Source organism: Streptomyces zinciresistens K42 (assembly GCF_000225525.1).
Classification (GTDB): Bacteria; Actinomycetota; Actinomycetes; order Streptomycetales; family Streptomycetaceae; genus Streptomyces; species Streptomyces zinciresistens.
On the sequence record NZ_AGBF01000001.1, the window covers coordinates 115,848 to 133,443 of the forward strand.

The 17,596-nt window shown below is 72.1% G+C and carries 10 protein-coding genes; 2 read left to right on the plus strand and 8 right to left on the minus strand.

Going from position 1 to position 17,596, the window contains the following annotated elements; all coding sequences use genetic code 11:
* Nucleotides 1-198: 198 nt before the first annotated feature.
* The 5 genes from asnB to SZN_RS00605 all read right to left on the minus strand — a co-directional run bounded on the left by asnB (nt 199) and on the right by SZN_RS00605 (nt 11,868).
* On the minus strand, nt 199-2,028 hold the full coding sequence (gene asnB / locus SZN_RS00585) for an asparagine synthase (glutamine-hydrolyzing) (RefSeq protein WP_167546269.1): 1,830 nt from the start codon (nt 2,026-2,028) through the stop codon (nt 199-201).
* A complete protein-coding gene (locus SZN_RS00590; RefSeq protein WP_007490531.1) occupies nt 2,025-9,119 on the minus strand; it encodes a non-ribosomal peptide synthetase in 7,095 nt (2,364 codons plus the stop codon). The genes asnB and SZN_RS00590 overlap by 4 nt, the downstream gene beginning before the upstream one ends.
* The gene (locus SZN_RS00595; protein WP_139063499.1) at nt 9,116-9,799 is read right to left on the minus strand and encodes a DUF6875 domain-containing protein; all 684 of its coding nucleotides are present in this window, start codon (nt 9,797-9,799) and stop codon (nt 9,116-9,118) included. The genes SZN_RS00590 and SZN_RS00595 overlap by 4 nt, the downstream gene beginning before the upstream one ends.
* A gap of 123 nt (nt 9,800-9,922) precedes the next feature.
* Entirely contained in the window at nt 9,923-10,888 is a 966-nt protein-coding gene (locus SZN_RS00600; protein ID WP_007490534.1) for a TauD/TfdA dioxygenase family protein, read from the minus strand.
* The gene (locus SZN_RS00605; RefSeq protein WP_007490536.1) at nt 10,885-11,868 is read right to left on the minus strand and encodes a TauD/TfdA dioxygenase family protein; all 984 of its coding nucleotides are present in this window, start codon (nt 11,866-11,868) and stop codon (nt 10,885-10,887) included. The genes SZN_RS00600 and SZN_RS00605 overlap by 4 nt, the downstream gene beginning before the upstream one ends.
* A gap of 281 nt (nt 11,869-12,149) precedes the next feature.
* Here SZN_RS00605 and SZN_RS00610 point away from each other — a divergent pair, with 281 nt between their 5' ends.
* Complete coding sequence (locus SZN_RS00610; RefSeq protein ID WP_483027197.1) at nt 12,150-13,532, plus strand: NsdA family TPR-like regulatory protein; 1,383 nt, start codon at nt 12,150-12,152, stop codon at nt 13,530-13,532.
* Between the two features lie 9 nt (nt 13,533-13,541).
* Here the strand turns inward: SZN_RS00610 and SZN_RS00615 are convergent, their stop codons facing one another.
* From SZN_RS00615 to SZN_RS42180, 3 genes are all read right to left on the minus strand, one after another.
* Nucleotides 13,542-14,123, minus strand: coding sequence for an HAD family hydrolase (locus SZN_RS00615; protein ID WP_007490541.1), 582 nt, complete (start codon nt 14,121-14,123; stop codon nt 13,542-13,544).
* A gap of 175 nt (nt 14,124-14,298) precedes the next feature.
* A complete protein-coding gene (locus tag SZN_RS00620) occupies nt 14,299-16,089 on the minus strand; it encodes a hypothetical protein (RefSeq protein ID WP_007490543.1) in 1,791 nt (596 codons plus the stop codon).
* A gap of 185 nt (nt 16,090-16,274) precedes the next feature.
* Nucleotides 16,275-16,412, minus strand: coding sequence for a nucleoside triphosphate pyrophosphohydrolase family protein (locus tag SZN_RS42180; RefSeq protein ID WP_007490545.1), 138 nt, complete (start codon nt 16,410-16,412; stop codon nt 16,275-16,277).
* A 355-nt stretch (nt 16,413-16,767) separates the two neighbouring features.
* Here SZN_RS42180 and SZN_RS00630 point away from each other — a divergent pair, with 355 nt between their 5' ends.
* On the plus strand, nt 16,768-17,586 hold the full coding sequence (locus SZN_RS00630; RefSeq protein WP_007490548.1) for a methyltransferase domain-containing protein: 819 nt from the start codon (nt 16,768-16,770) through the stop codon (nt 17,584-17,586).
* The last annotated feature ends 10 nt before the right edge of the window (nt 17,587-17,596 follow it).

A 17,596-nucleotide genomic window follows, 5' to 3' on the forward strand; every position in this document is an offset into this window, starting at 1 on the left:
ATCAGTTCTGCGTGTCGGCCGTCGAGCAGCGCGGTGCGGCGGAACATGCAGCCGGTAGCGGCCAGGGCATCGGGGCGCTGTTTCGTAGATGGCCCCTGCCGTGCGGTCAAGGCGGAAGGGCGCCGCGGCGGCTGTCCGCAAGGGGGCCGGGCAAGCGGATCGGACGTGCACTTTCTCGGCGCAGGCGGTTGGGAGCTGTCAGGCGGGCGCCGGGGTGCGGGCGGTGGCGCGGAGCTTGTGATGCCAGCGCCACAGCGTGAGCAGCGGCCACAGCGTTTCTGGGCCGGCGGACGCCGCGTCGGTGGGGATGGTGAACAGGCGGCTGACCAGCGGGTCGTTGTGGAGTTCGGCGCGATGTTCGGTGACCAGCGCGGCTAGTGCTGCCTGGACGGTGCGCATGTCCGGGAAGGGGAAGACGGCCTTGGGCCGGCGGAGGAGGGCGGGGGGAAGGCGGCGGCGCATGGCTGCGGCGAGGTGCAGCTTGCCGCGGCGTGCGGGCGCGTCGATGTGGGTGGCGAAGGGCTGGGTGAAGGCCCACTCGACGAGCGGATGGTCCAGGAACGGGAAGCGTGCTTCGACGCTGGCACGCATGCCGAGGAAGTCTTCGAACTGCACGACGCGGGTGAGCTGAGTGGTGAACAGCAGGCGGTGGGCGCGTTCGACCGGGTCGCCAGGCAGCGAGGCGTGCAGGTCGAGGACTTCCTGGTGGGCACGGTCACGAAGTGCGAGTGCGTGGTGGGACAGACCGGGGATCTGGCGGGAGGCAGCAAACGTGCGTGCGGTGTCGTACGCGGGGTGCCGGACGTCGACGAGGTGACGGATCGTTGAGGGGCGGCCGACGTAGCCGCCCATGATCTCGTCGGCGCCCTGGCCGTTGAGGACGACGCGCAGCCCGAGGTCGTGGACGGTCCGGTAGTTGCGCCAGATCGCCAGGTGCCGGGGGTCGTCGCCGATCGCGGCCAGATCGCAGATCGCGTCCAGGTCCTCCAATGTGGGCGTGATCGGCTGGGCGACGACGTGGTGGAGGATCCGGCCGTTGAAGCGGTCGGCGAGCAGACGGCTGTGCCGCAGGTCGTCGTCGGCTTCCGGTGACGGGGGTGTGGTGTAGGTGGTGGTGATGCAGGGCAGGGGAGTGTGCTGGGCCGCCAGGGCGGTGATGGCGGAGGAGTCCAGGCCGCCGCTGAGGAACGCGGCCACCGTCACGTCGCCCATCAGCATCCCGCTCACGCTGTCCTCCAGGAGCCGGCTGAACTCCTCTTGTCGCGTAGCTCGGTTGGCGCTGCGTCGCCCGGCTGTGGGGGAGTGGTGCTGGTGGGGGAGGGTCCAGTACGTGCGGGTGTGCGGCCGCGCGCCCGGTCGCAGGGTCATCACGGTGGCGGGCGGCAGCGCCAGGACTCGGTCGATGGGCGTGCGTGCGGGGTCGGCGGGCAGGGTGGTGGAACACAGCAGCTGCCGGGTGAGGGCGTCTAGGTCGGGACGGCGCGGAACGTGTCCGCTGGCCAGGAGCGCTTCGATCTCCGAGGCGAAGATCACGAACCCGTGACCGTGGTGGTAGTACAGCGGCTTGATGCCGATGCGGTCGCGCACCAGCGTCAACTGGCGGGCGCGGGCGTCGAAGACGGCGAAGGCGTACATGCCGCGGAGCTTGTCGAGGGCGCCGACACCCCAGTGTTGCCAGGCCCGCAACACCACCTCGGTGTCGGTGTGGGAGGTGAAGCGGTAGTGGGCGGCGAGTTCGGCGCGCAGCGCGGGGGCGTTGTAGGCCTCGCCGTTGTAGACGATGGTCAGGTGGTCGCGGGTCATCGGCTGCGCGCCCGCCTCGCCGAGGCCGGTCACGGCCAGCCGGCGGTGACCGAGGATCACGCCGTCGCCCTCCCACAGTCCCTCTCCGTGCGGGCCGCGGTGCGCGAGGGCCTGGGTCATTCGCTGCACCGCCGCCGACCATGTCCGGGCCCTGGCTGGTGGGTGCGCGGTGAGGTGGAAGACGCCGGCGATGCCGCAGCCGGAGAACCTCACCGATCCGCTCATGACGGCCTCCGAGCACTGTCGCGGTACACGGCGGCCAGGTGGGGCAGGGCGTCGCCGCGGAGCATGCTGCGGTGGTCGCCGGGCACGACGCTGCGCGCGACGGTGCGGCCGTGATCCAGCCATCCGTCGAGGTGGTGTCCGCCCGTCGAGTTGGGCTGGACCAGGTGCAGGTGCTCCACGGTGCCGTGCGGCTGCCAGGTGGCCAGGGCGCGGTTGTGGCGCAGCAGGACGGGAAGGCGCTGCATGGCGAAGGCGTCGGCGGACTCCGCCAGGGAGAGACGGTCGGTGAGGATGGCGTACTGCGTCTCCGGATGGGCGTCGGTGGCAGCGGCGATGGCCGCCTGGATCTGCTCGATGCTGCGGTCGGGCAGCAGCGCGGCTACGTGCCCGGCCAGCACCCCCACCCTTCCTTCGGTGCTGGGACGGGGCGGGGGCGGGTCGAGCAGCACGAGCTTGTCGACCCGTTCGCCGGCGTCCTCCAGCGCGCGGGCCATGGCGAAGGCGACCGCGGCGCCGAAGGAGTAGCCGGTGAGCGTGTACGGGCCGGTCGGCTGCACCCGCCTCAGGCGCTCCACGTACTGGGCGGCCAGGGCGTCGATGGTGGTGGCCGCGTGGGGGCCGGTGTTGGCAGGCAGGCCGTAGCAGTCCCACCCGGCCGTGTTCAGGGTTTCGGCCAGCGGCCGGTAGCAGTCCACCCGGCCGTCGACGGGGTGCACCAGGAAGTGCGGCCGAGCCACGTCACCGGCCAGTGCGGGAGCGAGCGGGACCACGCGCGCGGCTTCCTCCAGCGCGCCCAGCATCCTGGCGGCGGCTTGCTCGGCCGTGCCGGGCGGCAGCAGATGCGGGTCGACGGAGAAGCGCACGCCCAGCACGCCGTCGGTGATGTTTGCGTTGACGTGCACGGCGGTGGGCAGCACGTTGCCCGCGCCGATCCCCTCACCCGCCGCCATGGGAGCTCTGTTGGACGTACCGCCGGAGTGCGTGTGGCCGAGGTAGTTGAAGGTGACCTCCGGCATGACGGTCTCGGCCAGCAGTGTCCCGAGCGGTGAGGCAGGGGCGAGGTAGCGGGCAGCGGCGAACCCGGCGCCCTGGCGCGGCACCTTCTCCAACTGCCGGGTGAACGCCCGCGCGGTGTCCACCAGCCCCCGCTCCAGGCGGCCGGGGACGAGATGCACGGGGTAGATGCTGGTCAGCCAGCCCACGATCTGGTCCGCGGCCGCAACATCGTGCCGGCCGTGGCCTTCGACGAACACGTACAGGCCGTCTCCGCGGGAGAGCGGAGCCAGGGCGTAGTGCAGGGCGGCCAGCAGCAGCCCCGGTACGGAGGCGCCCTCACGCTGGGCGGTCTCGAGGAGATAGGCGGTGGCGTGGCCGGACAGGCCGCCGGTGTGGTGGTCGAGCTTGCCGTACGGGACCCGCTCGCCCCCGCCGTCACACAGGCGCGGCGTACGGGAGCCCGCCAGGGCCTCCCAGTAGGCAGCCTCCTCGTCCTCGGGCGGGCGGGCGACGACGTCGTCGCTGATGCCCGGCGCGACGGGCAAAGCTCCGGTGCCGCGGCTGCAGGCGGTATTGAGGTCGCGGGCCAGGACCTCCCAGGAGACCGCGTCGGTGATCAGGTGGTGGGCGACCAGGTGCAGCCAGCGGCGCCCGTGCGCGGGGTCGGTGAACAGCACGGCCCGCCACAGCGGCCCGCGCACGAGGTCGAGGCCGCGGTGGGAGCGGTCGAGGATCTCCGGGTCGGGGCCGGTGGCGCCCGGCTGCACCAGGTGCTCCTCCAGTACGGCCGGGCCCGTCGACTCCAGCAGGACGGCGCTCCAGGTGCCGTCCGGGCGGCGGGCGAACCGGGTCCGGAAGGCGTCGTGGCGGGCCAGCACCGCATCCAGCACGTCCCGGAGGTCTTCCGGACGTATCGGCGCATCGTCGGGGAGGGGGAAGAGGCGGGCTTGGTTGAAGTGGTCCGGCTCGGCGAAGCACTGCGCGAAGAACCAGGCCTGTGCCCCGGCCAGCGGCAGGACGGTCCCTCCCGGGCGGCGCTCCAGTCCCCCATCTTCGGTGGGGGCGGCCTCAAGGCGGGCGGCCAGCGCCCGGGGCGTGGCGGCCTGCAGCAGATCGGCCACCGTCACCGGCAGGCCGTTCTCGCGCAGGCAGCCGGTGGCCCGGATGGCCATGAGCGAGTCCCCGCCGAGCGCGAACCACTCCTCATCCAGCCCCAGTTTCTCGCGGCCGAGGATCCGGCTCCACACCGCGAGCACCGTGCGCTGCACGCCGCTGAGCCCGTCACCCTCCGCGCCATCCGTCTCCCCGTCTTCCAAGCCCGGGGGTTGGGGGGCGGGCAGGGCGGCGCGGTCGACCTTGCCGGCCGCCGTCAGCGGCAGCGCCTCCAGGGCCACGACGTCGGCCGGCACCATGGCCGTGGGCAGCCGCTCGGCCGCCCAGGCCCGCACCTCGGCCGCGAATCCGGGCGTGGCGGCCGGGGCGGCGAGATAGGCGATCAGCCGGCCGGCCGGATCCGCCGTGTGATCGGAGATCACACAGGCATCGGTGACGGCCGGATGCGCGGCCAGGCAGCGCTGGACCTCGCCGAGCTCGATCCGGAACCCGCGGATCTTCACCTGGTCGTCCACGCGGCCCACGAGGTCGAACTGCCCGCTGGGCAGCAGCCGTCCGACATCGCCCGTCCGGTACAGACGCACCCCGGTCAGCGGCCCGGCGTGCGGGGTGACGAACCGCTCGGCGGTGAGCTCGGGCTGGTTCAGGTATCCGGCGGCCACTGCGGGCCCGGCCACGCACAGCTCCCCGCGCGCGCCGATCGGCACCAGCCGCAGGTCCGGGTCGAGGACGTACAGCTGGTAGCCCGCCAGCGGTCGGCCGACCGTCACCCGCCCGCCGTCGGTGGGCTGTTGGGGGGAGTGGAGGCGGGCGGCCGCGCACCACACGGTTGCCTCGGTGGGCCCGTACTCATTGTCCAGGACCACGCCCGGCAGCTGGGCGGCGTGGGCTTCGACGAGTTCGCGGGTGCAGCGCTCTCCGCCGATCGCGACGGTGGCGAGCGCCGGGGCCCAGCCGTCCGGCAGAGCGGCCAGGAAGTGCCGGTAGAAGGAGGCCACGAAGTTGACGCGGGTGATGGCGTGGGTGTCGATCAGGCGGCGGACGGCGGCGGGGTCCCGGACATCGTCCCGTGTGTCGGGGAAGACCAGGGTGCCGCCCGTCCACAGGGTCCAGAAGATCATCGAGGCGGCGACGTCGAACTGCAGCGGCAGCGTCACCAGCGTATGCGCCGGCTCGGCGCCGGTGAAGGCGGTGCGTGCGGTGAGCGCGGTGACGGCGCCCGCGTGCGTGGCGACGACGGCCTTCGGGCGGCCGGTCGAGCCGGACGTGTACACCAGGTAGGCGGTGTCGCTGGCCTGCACGTCGGGACGGCGCAGCGGGGCAGGCGCGGGTGGGGCAGGCGCGGGTGGGGCAGGCTCCTCTTCGGCCACCACCAGGGGGTGTCCGGGGGCGAGGTCGCGGACGCGTGGGGCGGTGCGGGGCGTGCAGATGACGGCCGTCGGCTGGGCGTCGGCGAGGATCGCGGCGGCCCGCTCCGCCGGCTCGGCGGGATCCAGGCAGACGTAGGCGGCGCCGCGCCGCAGAACGGCCAGGAGCGCGGCGACGTGCTCCGGGCCGGGCCCGCAGGCCACCGCGACGCGGCCGCCGGGGTCCACCCCCAGGGCGTCGAGCTGGGCTTCGAGCGTGGTCGCGGCGTGGTCGAGGCCGGTGTAGGTCAGCGTGCGGCCGCCCTGCACCACGGCCGCCGCCTGCGGACACTGCTCGATGCGCGCGCCGACCCCTTCGTGCAGTGTCGCCGGGCACGAGGCGGTGGCGGGTCCGGCGGCCAGGTCGAGAATGCCAGCCGCCTGCGTGGGATCGAGCGCCTCCAGCGCGGTGGCGGGCTGTTGCCACGCCTGCGGGTCGGTGAGGGTGTGCAGGATGCGGACGAAGCAGTCCAGCAGGTGCTGGGCGGTCTGCGGGGTGAACAGGTCCCGGTTGTACTCCCACAGCACCTCCACACCGTCATGCCCGGACGTGGAGCCGGGGCCGGGAGGGCGGGGGACGCAGACGACGTTGATGTCGTTCTTCGCCGACCCGTTGTGGTCGATGTGCAGCTGACCGCGCACCCCGGCCGCGTCGAAGACGGGGCGGGGACTGTCGTGGAAGGCGAACATGACCTGGAACAGCGGGTTTCGGGCCGGATCCCGGCGGACGCCGAGGTCCTTGATGATCTCGGTCAGCGGGAACTCTTGGTGGTCCTGCGCGCCGAGCAGGACGTCCATCGCGTGGGCGGCCGCTGCCGCGATGGTGTCGCCCTCACGGATCTGCAGCCGCAGCGGAAGGGCGTTGACGAACATGCCCAGCAGATGTTCGGTGTGCTGCTCGCGCCGGTTGGCCAGCGCCGAGCCGATCACCAGGTCGCTGTCGCCGGTGTGGGAGCGCACCAGCAGAGTGAACGCGGTCAGGAACGCCGCGAACCGGGTCGCGCCGTACGGGGCGGCGAGCGCGTCGATGGCGTCGACCGTCGCGGCCGGGACGTCGGCGCGCACGCAGGCGCCGTTGAAGGTCTGCCGGGCCGGACGCGGGAAGTCCTCCGCGAACGTCACCCCCTGTTCCGGGGCGCCCTGGAGGGTGCGCTGCCAGTACGCGCGCTGGCATGCGTAGTCCCCGGTCGAAGTCCAGGCGTGCTGCCAGGCAGCGAAGTCGCGGTACTGCACCGGAAGATCGGGCAGCTGCGGTGGCCGGCCCGCGGCGAAGGCGGCGTAGGCATCACGGATCTCGCCCAGCAGCCGCACCGCCGACCAGCCGTCGTGCACGAAGTGGTGCTCGGCCTGGAACAGCGTCCACCGCTCGGCGCCGAGGCGGTACAACGTCCAGCGCACCAAAGGCAGCTGGCCGACGTCGAAGATCTGCTGACTGGTGTCGGTGACGTACCGCGCGAGGGCCTCTTCACGGTCCGGCTCGGGCAGGGCGGTGAGGTCGACCGTCTCCAGGCGCACCCGCCACGGCGCGTGGACAGTCTGCACCGGGCCGGGTGGGCGGTCGTGGAAGGTGCTGCGCAGGATCTCGTGCCTTTCCACGATCAGTGACAGCGCCGCCTCGAGCGCCGCCGTATCGAGCGGGCCGTGAAGGTGCAGGGAGCACTGGGTGTTGTAGGCGAGGGAGTCGGGGGCGAGCTGGCCCAGAAACCAGATCTGCCGCTGTTGGGCGCTCAGCGGTGTCCCGTCAGGGTCGTGGGACGCGGCCACGAGCGGGGGCCTGCCGGTGGGCTGGGCGGTGCGCACCTGGTGGGCGATCTGCCGGATCGTGGGCTGGGCGAACAGGGCGCTGACGGGCACGTCGACGCCGAACTCGGCGGTGATGCGGGCGGAGAGCCGGATCAGGACCAGGGAGCTGGCCCCCAGCTGCCGCAGGTCGCACGTCACCCCGGGAGCCCGCCCGCCGAGGAGCTCGGCCGCTGCCGCTGTCAGCGCGCGCTCGATCTCGTCCGCCGGACCGTCACCGTCGCGCCCGCTCCCGGTGCCCGCCGGGGCGGACGGGGCAGGCAGAGCACGTTCGTCGATCTTCCCGGCCGCCGTGCGCGGCAGTTCCTCCAGCACCACCCACGCACTGGGCACCATCGCCGACGGCAGCCGCTCGGCGGCGAAGCCGCCCACCACCGCGGTGTCGGGCGGCGGGCCGTCCGCCCGCGGGGTGAGATAGGCGGCCAGGACCGAGCCCGCCACCGGGTCGCGGCGGGCGGTCACGTGGGCGAGGCCCACGTGCGGGTGGGACATGAGGACGGACTCGACGTGGGCCGGTTCGATCCGCTGCCCCTGGACCTTGAGCTGCCGGTCGACGCGCCCGGCGAAGACGAACCCGACGCCGTCTTCGGTGAGTTCGACCAGGTCGCCGGTGCGGTAGGCGCGTGCGCCGTCATCCAGGGTGACGAACCGCTCGGCGGTGAGCTCGGGCTGTGTGAGGTAGCCGATCGCCAGCTGCGCGCCGGTGATGTACAGCTCCCCGCGTTGGCCGGGCTCGCCGACCGGTTGGGCGTCGGCGTCCAGGAGCCGGTAACCCGTCCCGGAGACCGGGCGGCCGATCGTCAGCGGCGCGCGCTGGCCGGCGCCGTCCCACACACAGGCGCCGCTGCTCCACACCGCCGTCTCGGTGGGCCCGTACTCGTTGTACAGCTCCACTTCCGGCAGGAGCGCGGCGTGCCGGTCGATCACGCTCTCGCCCCACCGCTCGCTGCCGATCATCACCCGCCGCAGCCCGGCCGGTGGGCCTCCAAGGGGCTGGAGGCAGTCGAGGAGGACGGGGTAGAGGGAGGAGAGGTAGACCAGGTCGGTGATTGCCTCGTCGTGGAGGAGCCGGGCGGTGGCGGGCACATCCCGCAGCCCGGCCGGGGCGATGACCAGGGTGGCGCCCGACAGCAGCGTCCAGAACAGGGTCCCGGTGTACACGTCGACGGCCGGGGAGTGCAGCAGCGGCACCCGGCCCGGGGTGCCGTAGGCGTCGATGCGGGCCGCGGTGGAGTGCAGCAGGGCCGTGTGTGGCAGCAGCACGCCCTTGGGCCGGCCGGTGGAGCCGGAGGTGAACACCGTGTACGCCGGATCCGCGGCGCGCGCCGCCGCACCGTGCTGGGGGGTGCTGCGGTCGCGGCCGCGGGCGGCCAAGTCGTCGATGTCCAGCACGGCGTTGGACAGGCAATCGTTCTGTCGGCTGCTGGCGATCAGGGCGTGGGGGCGGGCGTAGGTGAGCACGTCGGCCAGGTAGCCGTCGGGGGCGGCCGGGTCCAGCGGAAGGTAGGGGCAGCCGATGGCGAGCGTGGCCAGGATGGCGGCGACGGCGTCCGCGCCCGGTTCCAGCGCCACCGCGACCAGCCTGTCGCGGCCGGGCGGAGCCGGCAGGGAGGACAGGCCGGCGACGATCTCCTCGGTCCGGCGGGCGAGCTGCCGGTAGGTCACCGACGTCCCGCGGTCACGGACCGCCACCCGGTCCGGGTGAAGGCGGCAGACCTGTGCGAACGCGGCCGTCAGGTTCGGTGCCTGCCGCACGGTGGTCGCGCTGATGGTCACGGGGATGCCTCCGAGGCGGCGATGGATGCGTGGATGCGCTCGAGGTCGGCGGCGGGGAGCTGGCCGTCGAGGTGGTGCAGCAGGTGCTTGAGGTACTGGGTCCGCTGATCGGGTGGGGTGTCGGGGCGGTCCAGGAACAGCACGTCGTGGCGGGTCAGCGCGCGCACGGCGAACATCGGCACCGGGCAGCGCATCACCTCAAGGTCCGGATTGCGCACGCTGGTCACGGTGCTCAGCGGATGGAACTCGCCGATCATCAGGCCGCGCGCCACGAAGTCCATCCGCAGCCGGGCGTGCCCGTCGTCGATGAACTCCGTCGCCGCCTCGGGCGGCAGGCCGGGAAAGAACGCAAGTAACGCGCCAGCCCGGAAGGACTCCGAGTCGGGGAACAGCTCCTGGTAGAGACCGGCCAGGGCATGGCCTGTATCTACTGCCTCGTCCAGAGAGCCCGTGCCGGTGCGGACGGCCACCAGATGGACGAGGTTGCGGCGCAGCGCCGGGGAGAGGCGCGGGCAGATCGCGCCGGGCCGGCCGAGGCGAGGGTGCGGCTGGGTGACGAATTCATCCAGCCACTCCATCGCCTGGCCGTACGCCGGGTAGCGGTCGTACAGGGACGGTGCGCCTTCGGTGTCGGTCAGTGATCCGGGCTCGAACGGGTAGCCCACAGGGTGCGGGCGCACGGCAACTCACCTCTCAGGACAGCGCAGACAGGCGTGGGTGGTGCCGGGCCGCCGCCATCAGCGGGGCGGCCCGGCAGGGTAGGAGCGGGTTCTCCGCGGCAGTGGCGCCGCTCAGAGGTGGGGTCAGGCCGGGCAGGCGGCGAGCTCCCGGCCGGTGGTCTGCGTGGAGGTGAAGCCGTCCGGGCCGACAGGCCGGTCGCCCAGCAGCGTGACCCGGTGCATCACCCGGGGCTCGCCGGTGTGGGCGAAGTCGCCGACCCCCAGATGGGCGGTGGAGCGGTTGTCCCAGAACGCGACGCTCCCCGGCTCCCAGCTGAAACGCACCGTGTATTCGGGTCGGGTGACCTCCTGGAACAGCAGCTCCAGCAGGTGCCGGCTCTCCACCGGGCTCAGATCGACGATCCGGCGGACCCGGGCGGGGTTGACGAAGAGCGCCTTGCGTCCGGTCTCGGGATGCACCCGCACCACCGGGTGGACAGCCACCAGCGGCTCGCTGTTGACCCTCTCCAGGATCTGCCGGTCCGTCTCGTCGTACGGGCTCATGTCGTACGCGGCGAAGAAGGTGTGCTCCGCGCGCAGACCGTCCACGAACTGCTGCAGATCCTGCGGCAGTCCTTCGTAGGCGGCCTCCAGATTGGTCCACTGGGTGTCGCCGCCGTGCGAGGGCACCGTCTCGGCGCGCAGGACCGAGCCCGCCGGCGGATTGACCGCGTGGGACATGTCCGTGTGCCAGGCGCCGATGCCGTGATGCAGGCGGGAGCGGTAGTGCTCCTCGTAGTCCAGCCCGTAGGCGTCGAGGTCGATCTGCGGGGAGATCGTCAGGATCTGCGGGAAGTCGTCGAGCGCCCCGCCGCTCTGCGGCCGGGCCCGTCCGGTCAGCTCCCCGAACCGCGCCGTGAACGCCACCTGCGCGGCGTGGTCGAGGCGCTCCTGGCCGCGGAAGAACAGGACCTTGTGCTCCAGCAGCGCCGCCCGGATCGCGGCGACGACCGGCTCCGGCATGGGAGCGGCCAGGTCCACGTCACTGACGAGGGCGCCGATGTGCCCGGCGACCCGGGCAACCGTGAGTGTTTCCGTGGTGGTGGTCATGCGCGGACTCCCTCGCGGACGGGCAGGGCGGCGAACGGCTTGCCTGCGATGGCACGGGACGGCTCGCCGTCCGGGCCGACCGGGATGTCGCCCAGCAGCGTGACCCGGAAGAGCGTGCGCTTCTCCCCGGGCGGCGCGTCGGCCGGGCCCAGGTGGGCGGTGGAGCGGTTGTCCCAGAACGCGACGTCGCCCGCGCTCCAGCGCCAGCGGACTGTGAACTCCGGCCGGGTGATCTGCTCGTAAAACAACGCCAGCAGCGCGCGGCTCTGCGCCGGGGTGAAGCCGCAGATCCGGTTGGTGGAGGCGGGGTTGACGAACAGCGCCCGGCGTCCGGTCTCCGGGTGCACCCGCACCACCGGGTGCTCGGACACCAGCGGGTGCTCCTGGGCCAGCTTCAGCACATCGGCGTCCAGCAGGTCGTGCAGCAGCATCTGGCAGCCGGCGAAGAACGCATGCTCCGCCCGCAGTCCGTCGGCCAGCGTGCGCACCGGCTCCGACAGGCGGGCGTAGGCGGCCTCCAGATCCGTCCACTGCGTGTCCCCGCCGAACGCCGTGACCGTCTCCGCCCGCAGGATGGACGCGGCCGGCGGGTTCACCGCGGGGGTCAGGTCGGTGTGCCAGCCCGCGGTGTAGTCCAGCCACCGCTGCCGGTAGTGCTCCTCGAAGTCCACTCCGTAACGCGGGTCGACCGCCTCGGCGTCGATTTCGAGGATCTCCGGGAAACCGTCCGGAGCGGCGCCCGAGTGCGGGGCCGGGCGGCGGGTCAGCTCCCCGAACTGCCGGGCGAGCGCCACGTGCTCGGCGTGCCCGAACCGCTGGCCCGGGAAGAACACCACTTTGTACTTCAGGACCGCCGCCCAGATCTTGCGGCGGACGGGATCGTCCAGAGTCCGCGACAGGTCGACACCGGTGATCTGCGCACCGATGTGACCGGCCAGCGGCGTAACGGTCAGCGTGGACAGCGTGCCAGGAGGATGCACCTCGTGACCCTTTCGGAGATCGGGGCCCAGCCCATCACCTGTCCGTGCCGGACGGCGGCCAGGTGGCGCTGCAGCCCGGGAGGTTCGCTCGGGCCCCGGCAGCACATCGCACGCGGCTGTAGCGGATCCAGACTCGGAAGTGTCGCGGTTCGTCGCGGAATGCGCGCGACATCGCGTCGCGCACTGTCGCGAATCAACGCTTCGCATCCACAGGCAAGTTCGGTCTCGATACGGTGTGGGCCACCACCGTTGCGCCACTCGCACCGGAGAGGAATCCAGAGGTGACCCACCCTCGGCGGCGCCGAAAAAAGTCCCCCAACGCAGCCTTACAAGGCTGGATCAAACGGTCCGGAAGGAGCCTCGGCGAACTGGCCCTTGAGGTAAAGAGCGACCTGCTGATCATGGGCTATATCGATGTCACTCCGCCGCACCGCACCCGCATCGGCCACTGGGCCAGTGACGGCGAGATGCCCAGAGACCCCCGGATTTCGGAGGCCGTCGCCCATACCCTCACGCGCCTGTGCGGCCTCGCTCAGGCTCTGACCCCCGCGGATCTGGGTATGAACCCCAGCGCGGCATCCGGTCGCGGCTCTGACCATCCCGCGTCGCCTGTCGCGACGCCCGGCGAAGCAGGTGATGATCCCACGAAGCGACGGACCGCCCTCGCACTGATCGGCGGCACGGCCCTGGCTCCGCTCATGACGCCGGGCGCCGCCAGCGCAGACACCGCCCGCGCCTACACCCACCACGCCACCCTCACCCAGCTCGACCCCACCGGCCTCGCGGAACTCGAGAACACCGTCGACCGCTTAGGCACCACCTACTCTTCCAAACCGCCGCGGGAACTGTGGCCCATGGCCGCCCGCCAGCGGCACCACGTCTTCACCCTCCAGCACGAGCACCGGCACTCCCTGCGCGAAGCACGCGAACTGGCCCGCCACGCCGGCATGCTCTCGGTGATCCTCGCCTGGATCGCACACGACCTTGGCCAAGGCGACCTCGTCCAGGCCTACTGCGACGATGCCTGGACACAGAGCGAGCAGTCGGGCGTTCTTGAGGTCGGCGCCTGGGCCGAAGACGTTCGCAGCACCCATGCCCTGTACGACAACCGGCCCCTGGACGCCCTCGTGGCAGCAACCCGGGGCATGGCCGTCGCCCCCCGCAACGGCAACGCTGCCATACGGCTATCCGCCCAGGTCGCCCGCGCCTACGCCCGGCTCGGCAAGGCAGATGACTTCGAGCAAGCCGCCGTCCGCGCCCACAACCACCAGCAGCGGCTGCCGCTCCACGGGGCAGGGCTGTTCGCCGTGGACGCAGTGCGGATCACCTCCTACGACGCCTCCAGTTACGTCTGGCTCGGCCACGCCCCTCGGGCGCGCGCCGCCGCCGAGGAGGCCATCGGCCACTACCGGGCCTTCCCGGGCCCCTTTCAGGCCCCGACGCGCCTGGCGATCGCCCAACTGGACCTGGCTCAGGCACACTCGGCGCTCGGCGAGCCGGACGCCGCCATCGCCATGGCCCGCGAAGCCCTCGCCAGCGGCCGCCTAGTCGACTCCGTCCGGGGCCGCGCCCAGCAACTCGATCGCACCCTGCAGCGGCGCTACCCCCAGCATTCCGCCGTCGCCGAGTTCGGAGAGGAACTGCACGTCCTCCTCGCAGCGTGAACGAAAGGATCACCAACCGGACGTCACGTACGGGCGCACATCGACCGCGTGCATGCCCGCGGCCCGCGCCGCCGCCAGCCCCTCCTCCGCATCCTCGACCACGAGGCAACGCTGCGGCGCCACCTGAAGCCGCCGCGCCGCCTCCAAAAACAAGTCCGGCGCAGGCTTGCCCCGGTCTGCGTCCTCCCGGGTCACCACGGTGTCGAACAGATGAGCCAGCCCCGTGGCGGCGATGCCCGCCCGCACGACAACACCCCCGCCCCCGGACGCCACGGCGCAGGCCAGACCACGCGCACGTGCGCTCTCGACCCACCCGACGACCGTCTCGAATGCCCTCAGGGACGGCAACTCTTGAATGATCATTTCGCCGCAGCGGTCAAGGACGTCGGCCAGCGGCACCGCGACACCCAGTTCCTCCAACAGGCCGTCCACGGAGGTCCCGAGCCGCTCGCGGTACCAGTCCTCGCGTAAGTCGACAGAGTGCGTTTTGAGCGCTCCTGCCAAACTTCGGTAGTTCAGGGGCTGAGAATCGACCAAGGTGCCGTCCCAATCCATGATCAACGCCTCATACCCGTCTAGATCCAGATCCATGAACGAACCCTTCCCATAAGCACGCCGAGCGACCCACAAGCCCGGCCACGTTATGCCCAACTGGCAATGAGCGGCAGGCACCACAGATACGGGTTCAGACCCGCTGCCGCACTGAACCCTCGCGGACTGCGTGCGCGGAGGCGCCACGCACGGGGCGGCCTGCGGGACGCCCTCGTCAGGATGTCTGCGCCTGCGCGGGCGTGGGGTCCAGGGAGTCGAGGAGCTGGCCGAAGGTGATCTTCTCGTCGTGGTAGTCGAAGGTCATGGCGGCGGCGAGAGCCTCCCACCGGTCGGTGCTGCGGCCGCAGTGGTCCAGCAGGATCTTCAGGGCGACGTCGGGTTCGTTGTGGGCGAGGACCTCGTCGGCGGGGATCTGGCGCAGGTGCTCCAGGGTGCGGTAGCGGGACTTCACCACGGCGCGGTAGACCTCGGAGCGGGAGAGGATTTCACCGGTGGCGGGGGAGTCGAGCCAGGACTGCAGGACGGCCGCGGGGTGGGGGTGCTTGCCGAGTTCGTCGTCGTGCACCAGCCGCACCACACCGTCGTCCTCGTCTTCGGGCACCGGGACGGCGGCCGCCGCGGCCAGGAACCAGTCGGGGCCGCCGGCCTTCTCTGCGATCCAGGCCAGTTCGGCGGGATGCAGCCCGTTCAGGACGTCCGCGACGGCGGCGTGCGGTGTGTGCGGGTTGGCGGCGAGGACGGTCAGTGCCTGGACCCGACGGTGCTCGGAGTGGCGTTCCAGGAGCCGGGCCGGGCGGTCGCGGTCCGGGTCGACGTTGTCGAGGACGCGGATCAGGGTCCGGCTCGGCTTGGGGGAGACGACGGCCGGCGGATCCAGCCGGGCGAGCTGGGCGCAGGCCCCGGCGAGGTGGTCGGGGTTGGCGCTGAGGAGGGCCAGGTCCTCGGCGAGGCGCAGGACGCGGCCGTCGAACTCGTAGTCGCCCTCCTGCTTGTCGGACCAGGTGAGCAGCTGGCCGCGGGTGACGAGCGCGTCGGCGGCCGCGTGCAGCTGGTCGGCGGCGAGGTCGGCCAGGCGCGGGTTGGTGTGGACGCGGTGTGCGATGTGGTGCAGGGTCCGGCGGGCGGTCACCTGCGGGTTGGGCAGGTCAGCCAGTTCGGGCAGGCACAAGGCCGGAAGGCAGGCGCGCAGCAGGTCCTCGCTGAGAGCGGGCGCCGGGTCGGCGGGGACGTCCTCGCAGTCGGGGTCGGCGGTGCGGAGCCGGGCGTCCTCGAGGGCCTGCGTCTCGGCCTGGTCCAGCAGCAGGTGCTGGACAGCCGCCCCGAGCACGGGGTGCGCGGTGAGCTGCGCCCACCGCTCGGGGCAGCGGGTCAGCATCGCCCAGCCGTCGCGGCCGCTCAGCTCCAGCGACCAGTCCTTCGAGTGCGCGGAGACGGCCTCCCAGCCCTCTTCGGGCTCCGGGTGGAGCAGGTACGCGGCGAGCGGGGTGAGGCAGGCTTCCAGGACGGCGTCGAACAGTTCTGGCGGCACGGGCGGGGCCGGAGCGGCGGCCTTGGTGCGGGTGTAACGGTCGGGGTCCCAGTCCCGGACGACCTGCTCCACCTCATGCTGGGGGAGGCGGGGCAGGAGCGCGATCGCCGCCTCGACCTGGTGAGGGTGCCGTGCCAGCGCGGAGATCAGCCCGGCCCAGGCCCGGCGGCGGTGCCGCAGGATGGCGGGCACGTCGGCGGCGGTCACGGTGCCGTCGGCCGCCAGGGCGGTGAGCGTCTTCTCGTCGGCGTGCACCAGGAGCCGGCCGCGCACACGCTTGGCAGAGGTCCGGGCCAGCAGCGCGGGCAGCGCTTCCTTGAGGGCTTCCTCCCGCCACCGGTCGGCCTTCGCGTCGAAGCCGTCCGGCGTCGTCGCCGGAGTGCACAGGGCTTCGATCACCGTCTTGAGCGCTTCTTTGGGGAGGTCCTCGCTCGTCGCGAGCTCCCGCCACAGCGGGTACGTACGGGGGTTGACCATCCTCGGATCCCCTCCACTCCTGACCCGGCGTCACTGCCTGGTCGCCATCCGTGGAACGACCGTACGGCGCACCCGGGCCCGAGCGGGGGGGCGATCCACGAAGTCGCCTCGCCTCCATGCGCTGCGCCCGGTGTCTGCGAGGGCGCGGCAGGTCAGGGATGAGCGCGCGAGTTCCAACGGCCCGGCTAACCCTCGACTCGCTGGAGCGTGCCGTTTGTCCCGGGCGCGTACTCGCGATGGCTGTTCTTCTCGATCTTGCGGGTGACCTCGTGGGCCAGGTCGACGTTCTGCATCTGGGCGAGGGCGACGTGGTACAAGAACACGTCGGCCAGTTCCTCGCCGGCGTCGGGCAGGCCCTTGCGCCAAGCCGTGAAGGCCTCGCCAACCTCAGCGTTGAGCAGGCCGAACTCAAGTGCGATGTCAGTGGTGTTGAAGCCCTTGGTGAGCTTGTTCTCCCAGGCAAGCTTCTGGGCTTCGGCGATGTCCGCGGGGTCCCCTTGACGGTGCTGTGCGACTTCTGGGGAACCTTAGCGAGGCACAGGGCCCTGATGTGGGTAGACGGACGGAGTTCAGCCAGTGGACCGCCCCGCTGCGAATGGTCCGACGCCCGCCCTCCCTTCCGCTCGGAAGAGGTGCGGGTCGCCGGGCCTGCATGGAGCCAGAGCGAGAAGAGATGCCATGAGTGGTCCCGCACACGGTTTCACCGCGGTGGATACACAGCCCGCACCGGCGACATGGGTAGGCGTACTGGACCGCCTGGACAGCGAGCCGTTCTACGCCGACTACAAGAAGCGCCTCCATGAACTCCTCCGCCCGAGCGCCGGCGAGAGGCTCCTCGAAGTCGGGGCCGGGACCGGTGAAGCCGCCCGCGCGGCAGAAGACCGCTACGCGGTTGACGTGGTCGCCGTCGACCGGTCCGTCACCATGGCCGGCGAGTGCCGGGCCCGGGGCACCTCCCGGGTTCTCACGGCGGACGCGCACCGGCTTCCGTTCCGCACCGGACGCTTCTCGGGAGCGTGGGCCGACCGCGTTCTCCAGCACGTCGACGACCCCCACGCGGTACTCGACGAGATGATTCGCGTCGTGCGCCCCGGTGGACGCATTGCGCTCGCCGACGCCGACTACGACACCCAGGTCCTCGACATCAGTGACCAGGACCTCGCACGCCGTGTTCTGCGTTTCCGCGCCGACCACATGCTGCGCCACGGAACTCTCGCCCACCGACACGCGGGACTCCTTGCCGACCGGCGCCTCACCGACATCACCGTGGAGCCCCGCACACTTGTCGTACGGGATCCCCGGGCGGCCGACCGCGTGATGGGGCTCCGGACGTGGGCGCACACCGCCGCGGACCACGGGCACCTTGAGGTCGATGAGGCCGACCGGTTCGTCGCCCTGTTCGACGAGGCAGTCAGCCGGGGCAAGTTCCTCTACGCCGTCACGTTCTTCCTCACCGGTGCAACCCGCCCAGACACGCATGCGCCTGCAGCCACCTGACCGACTCGCG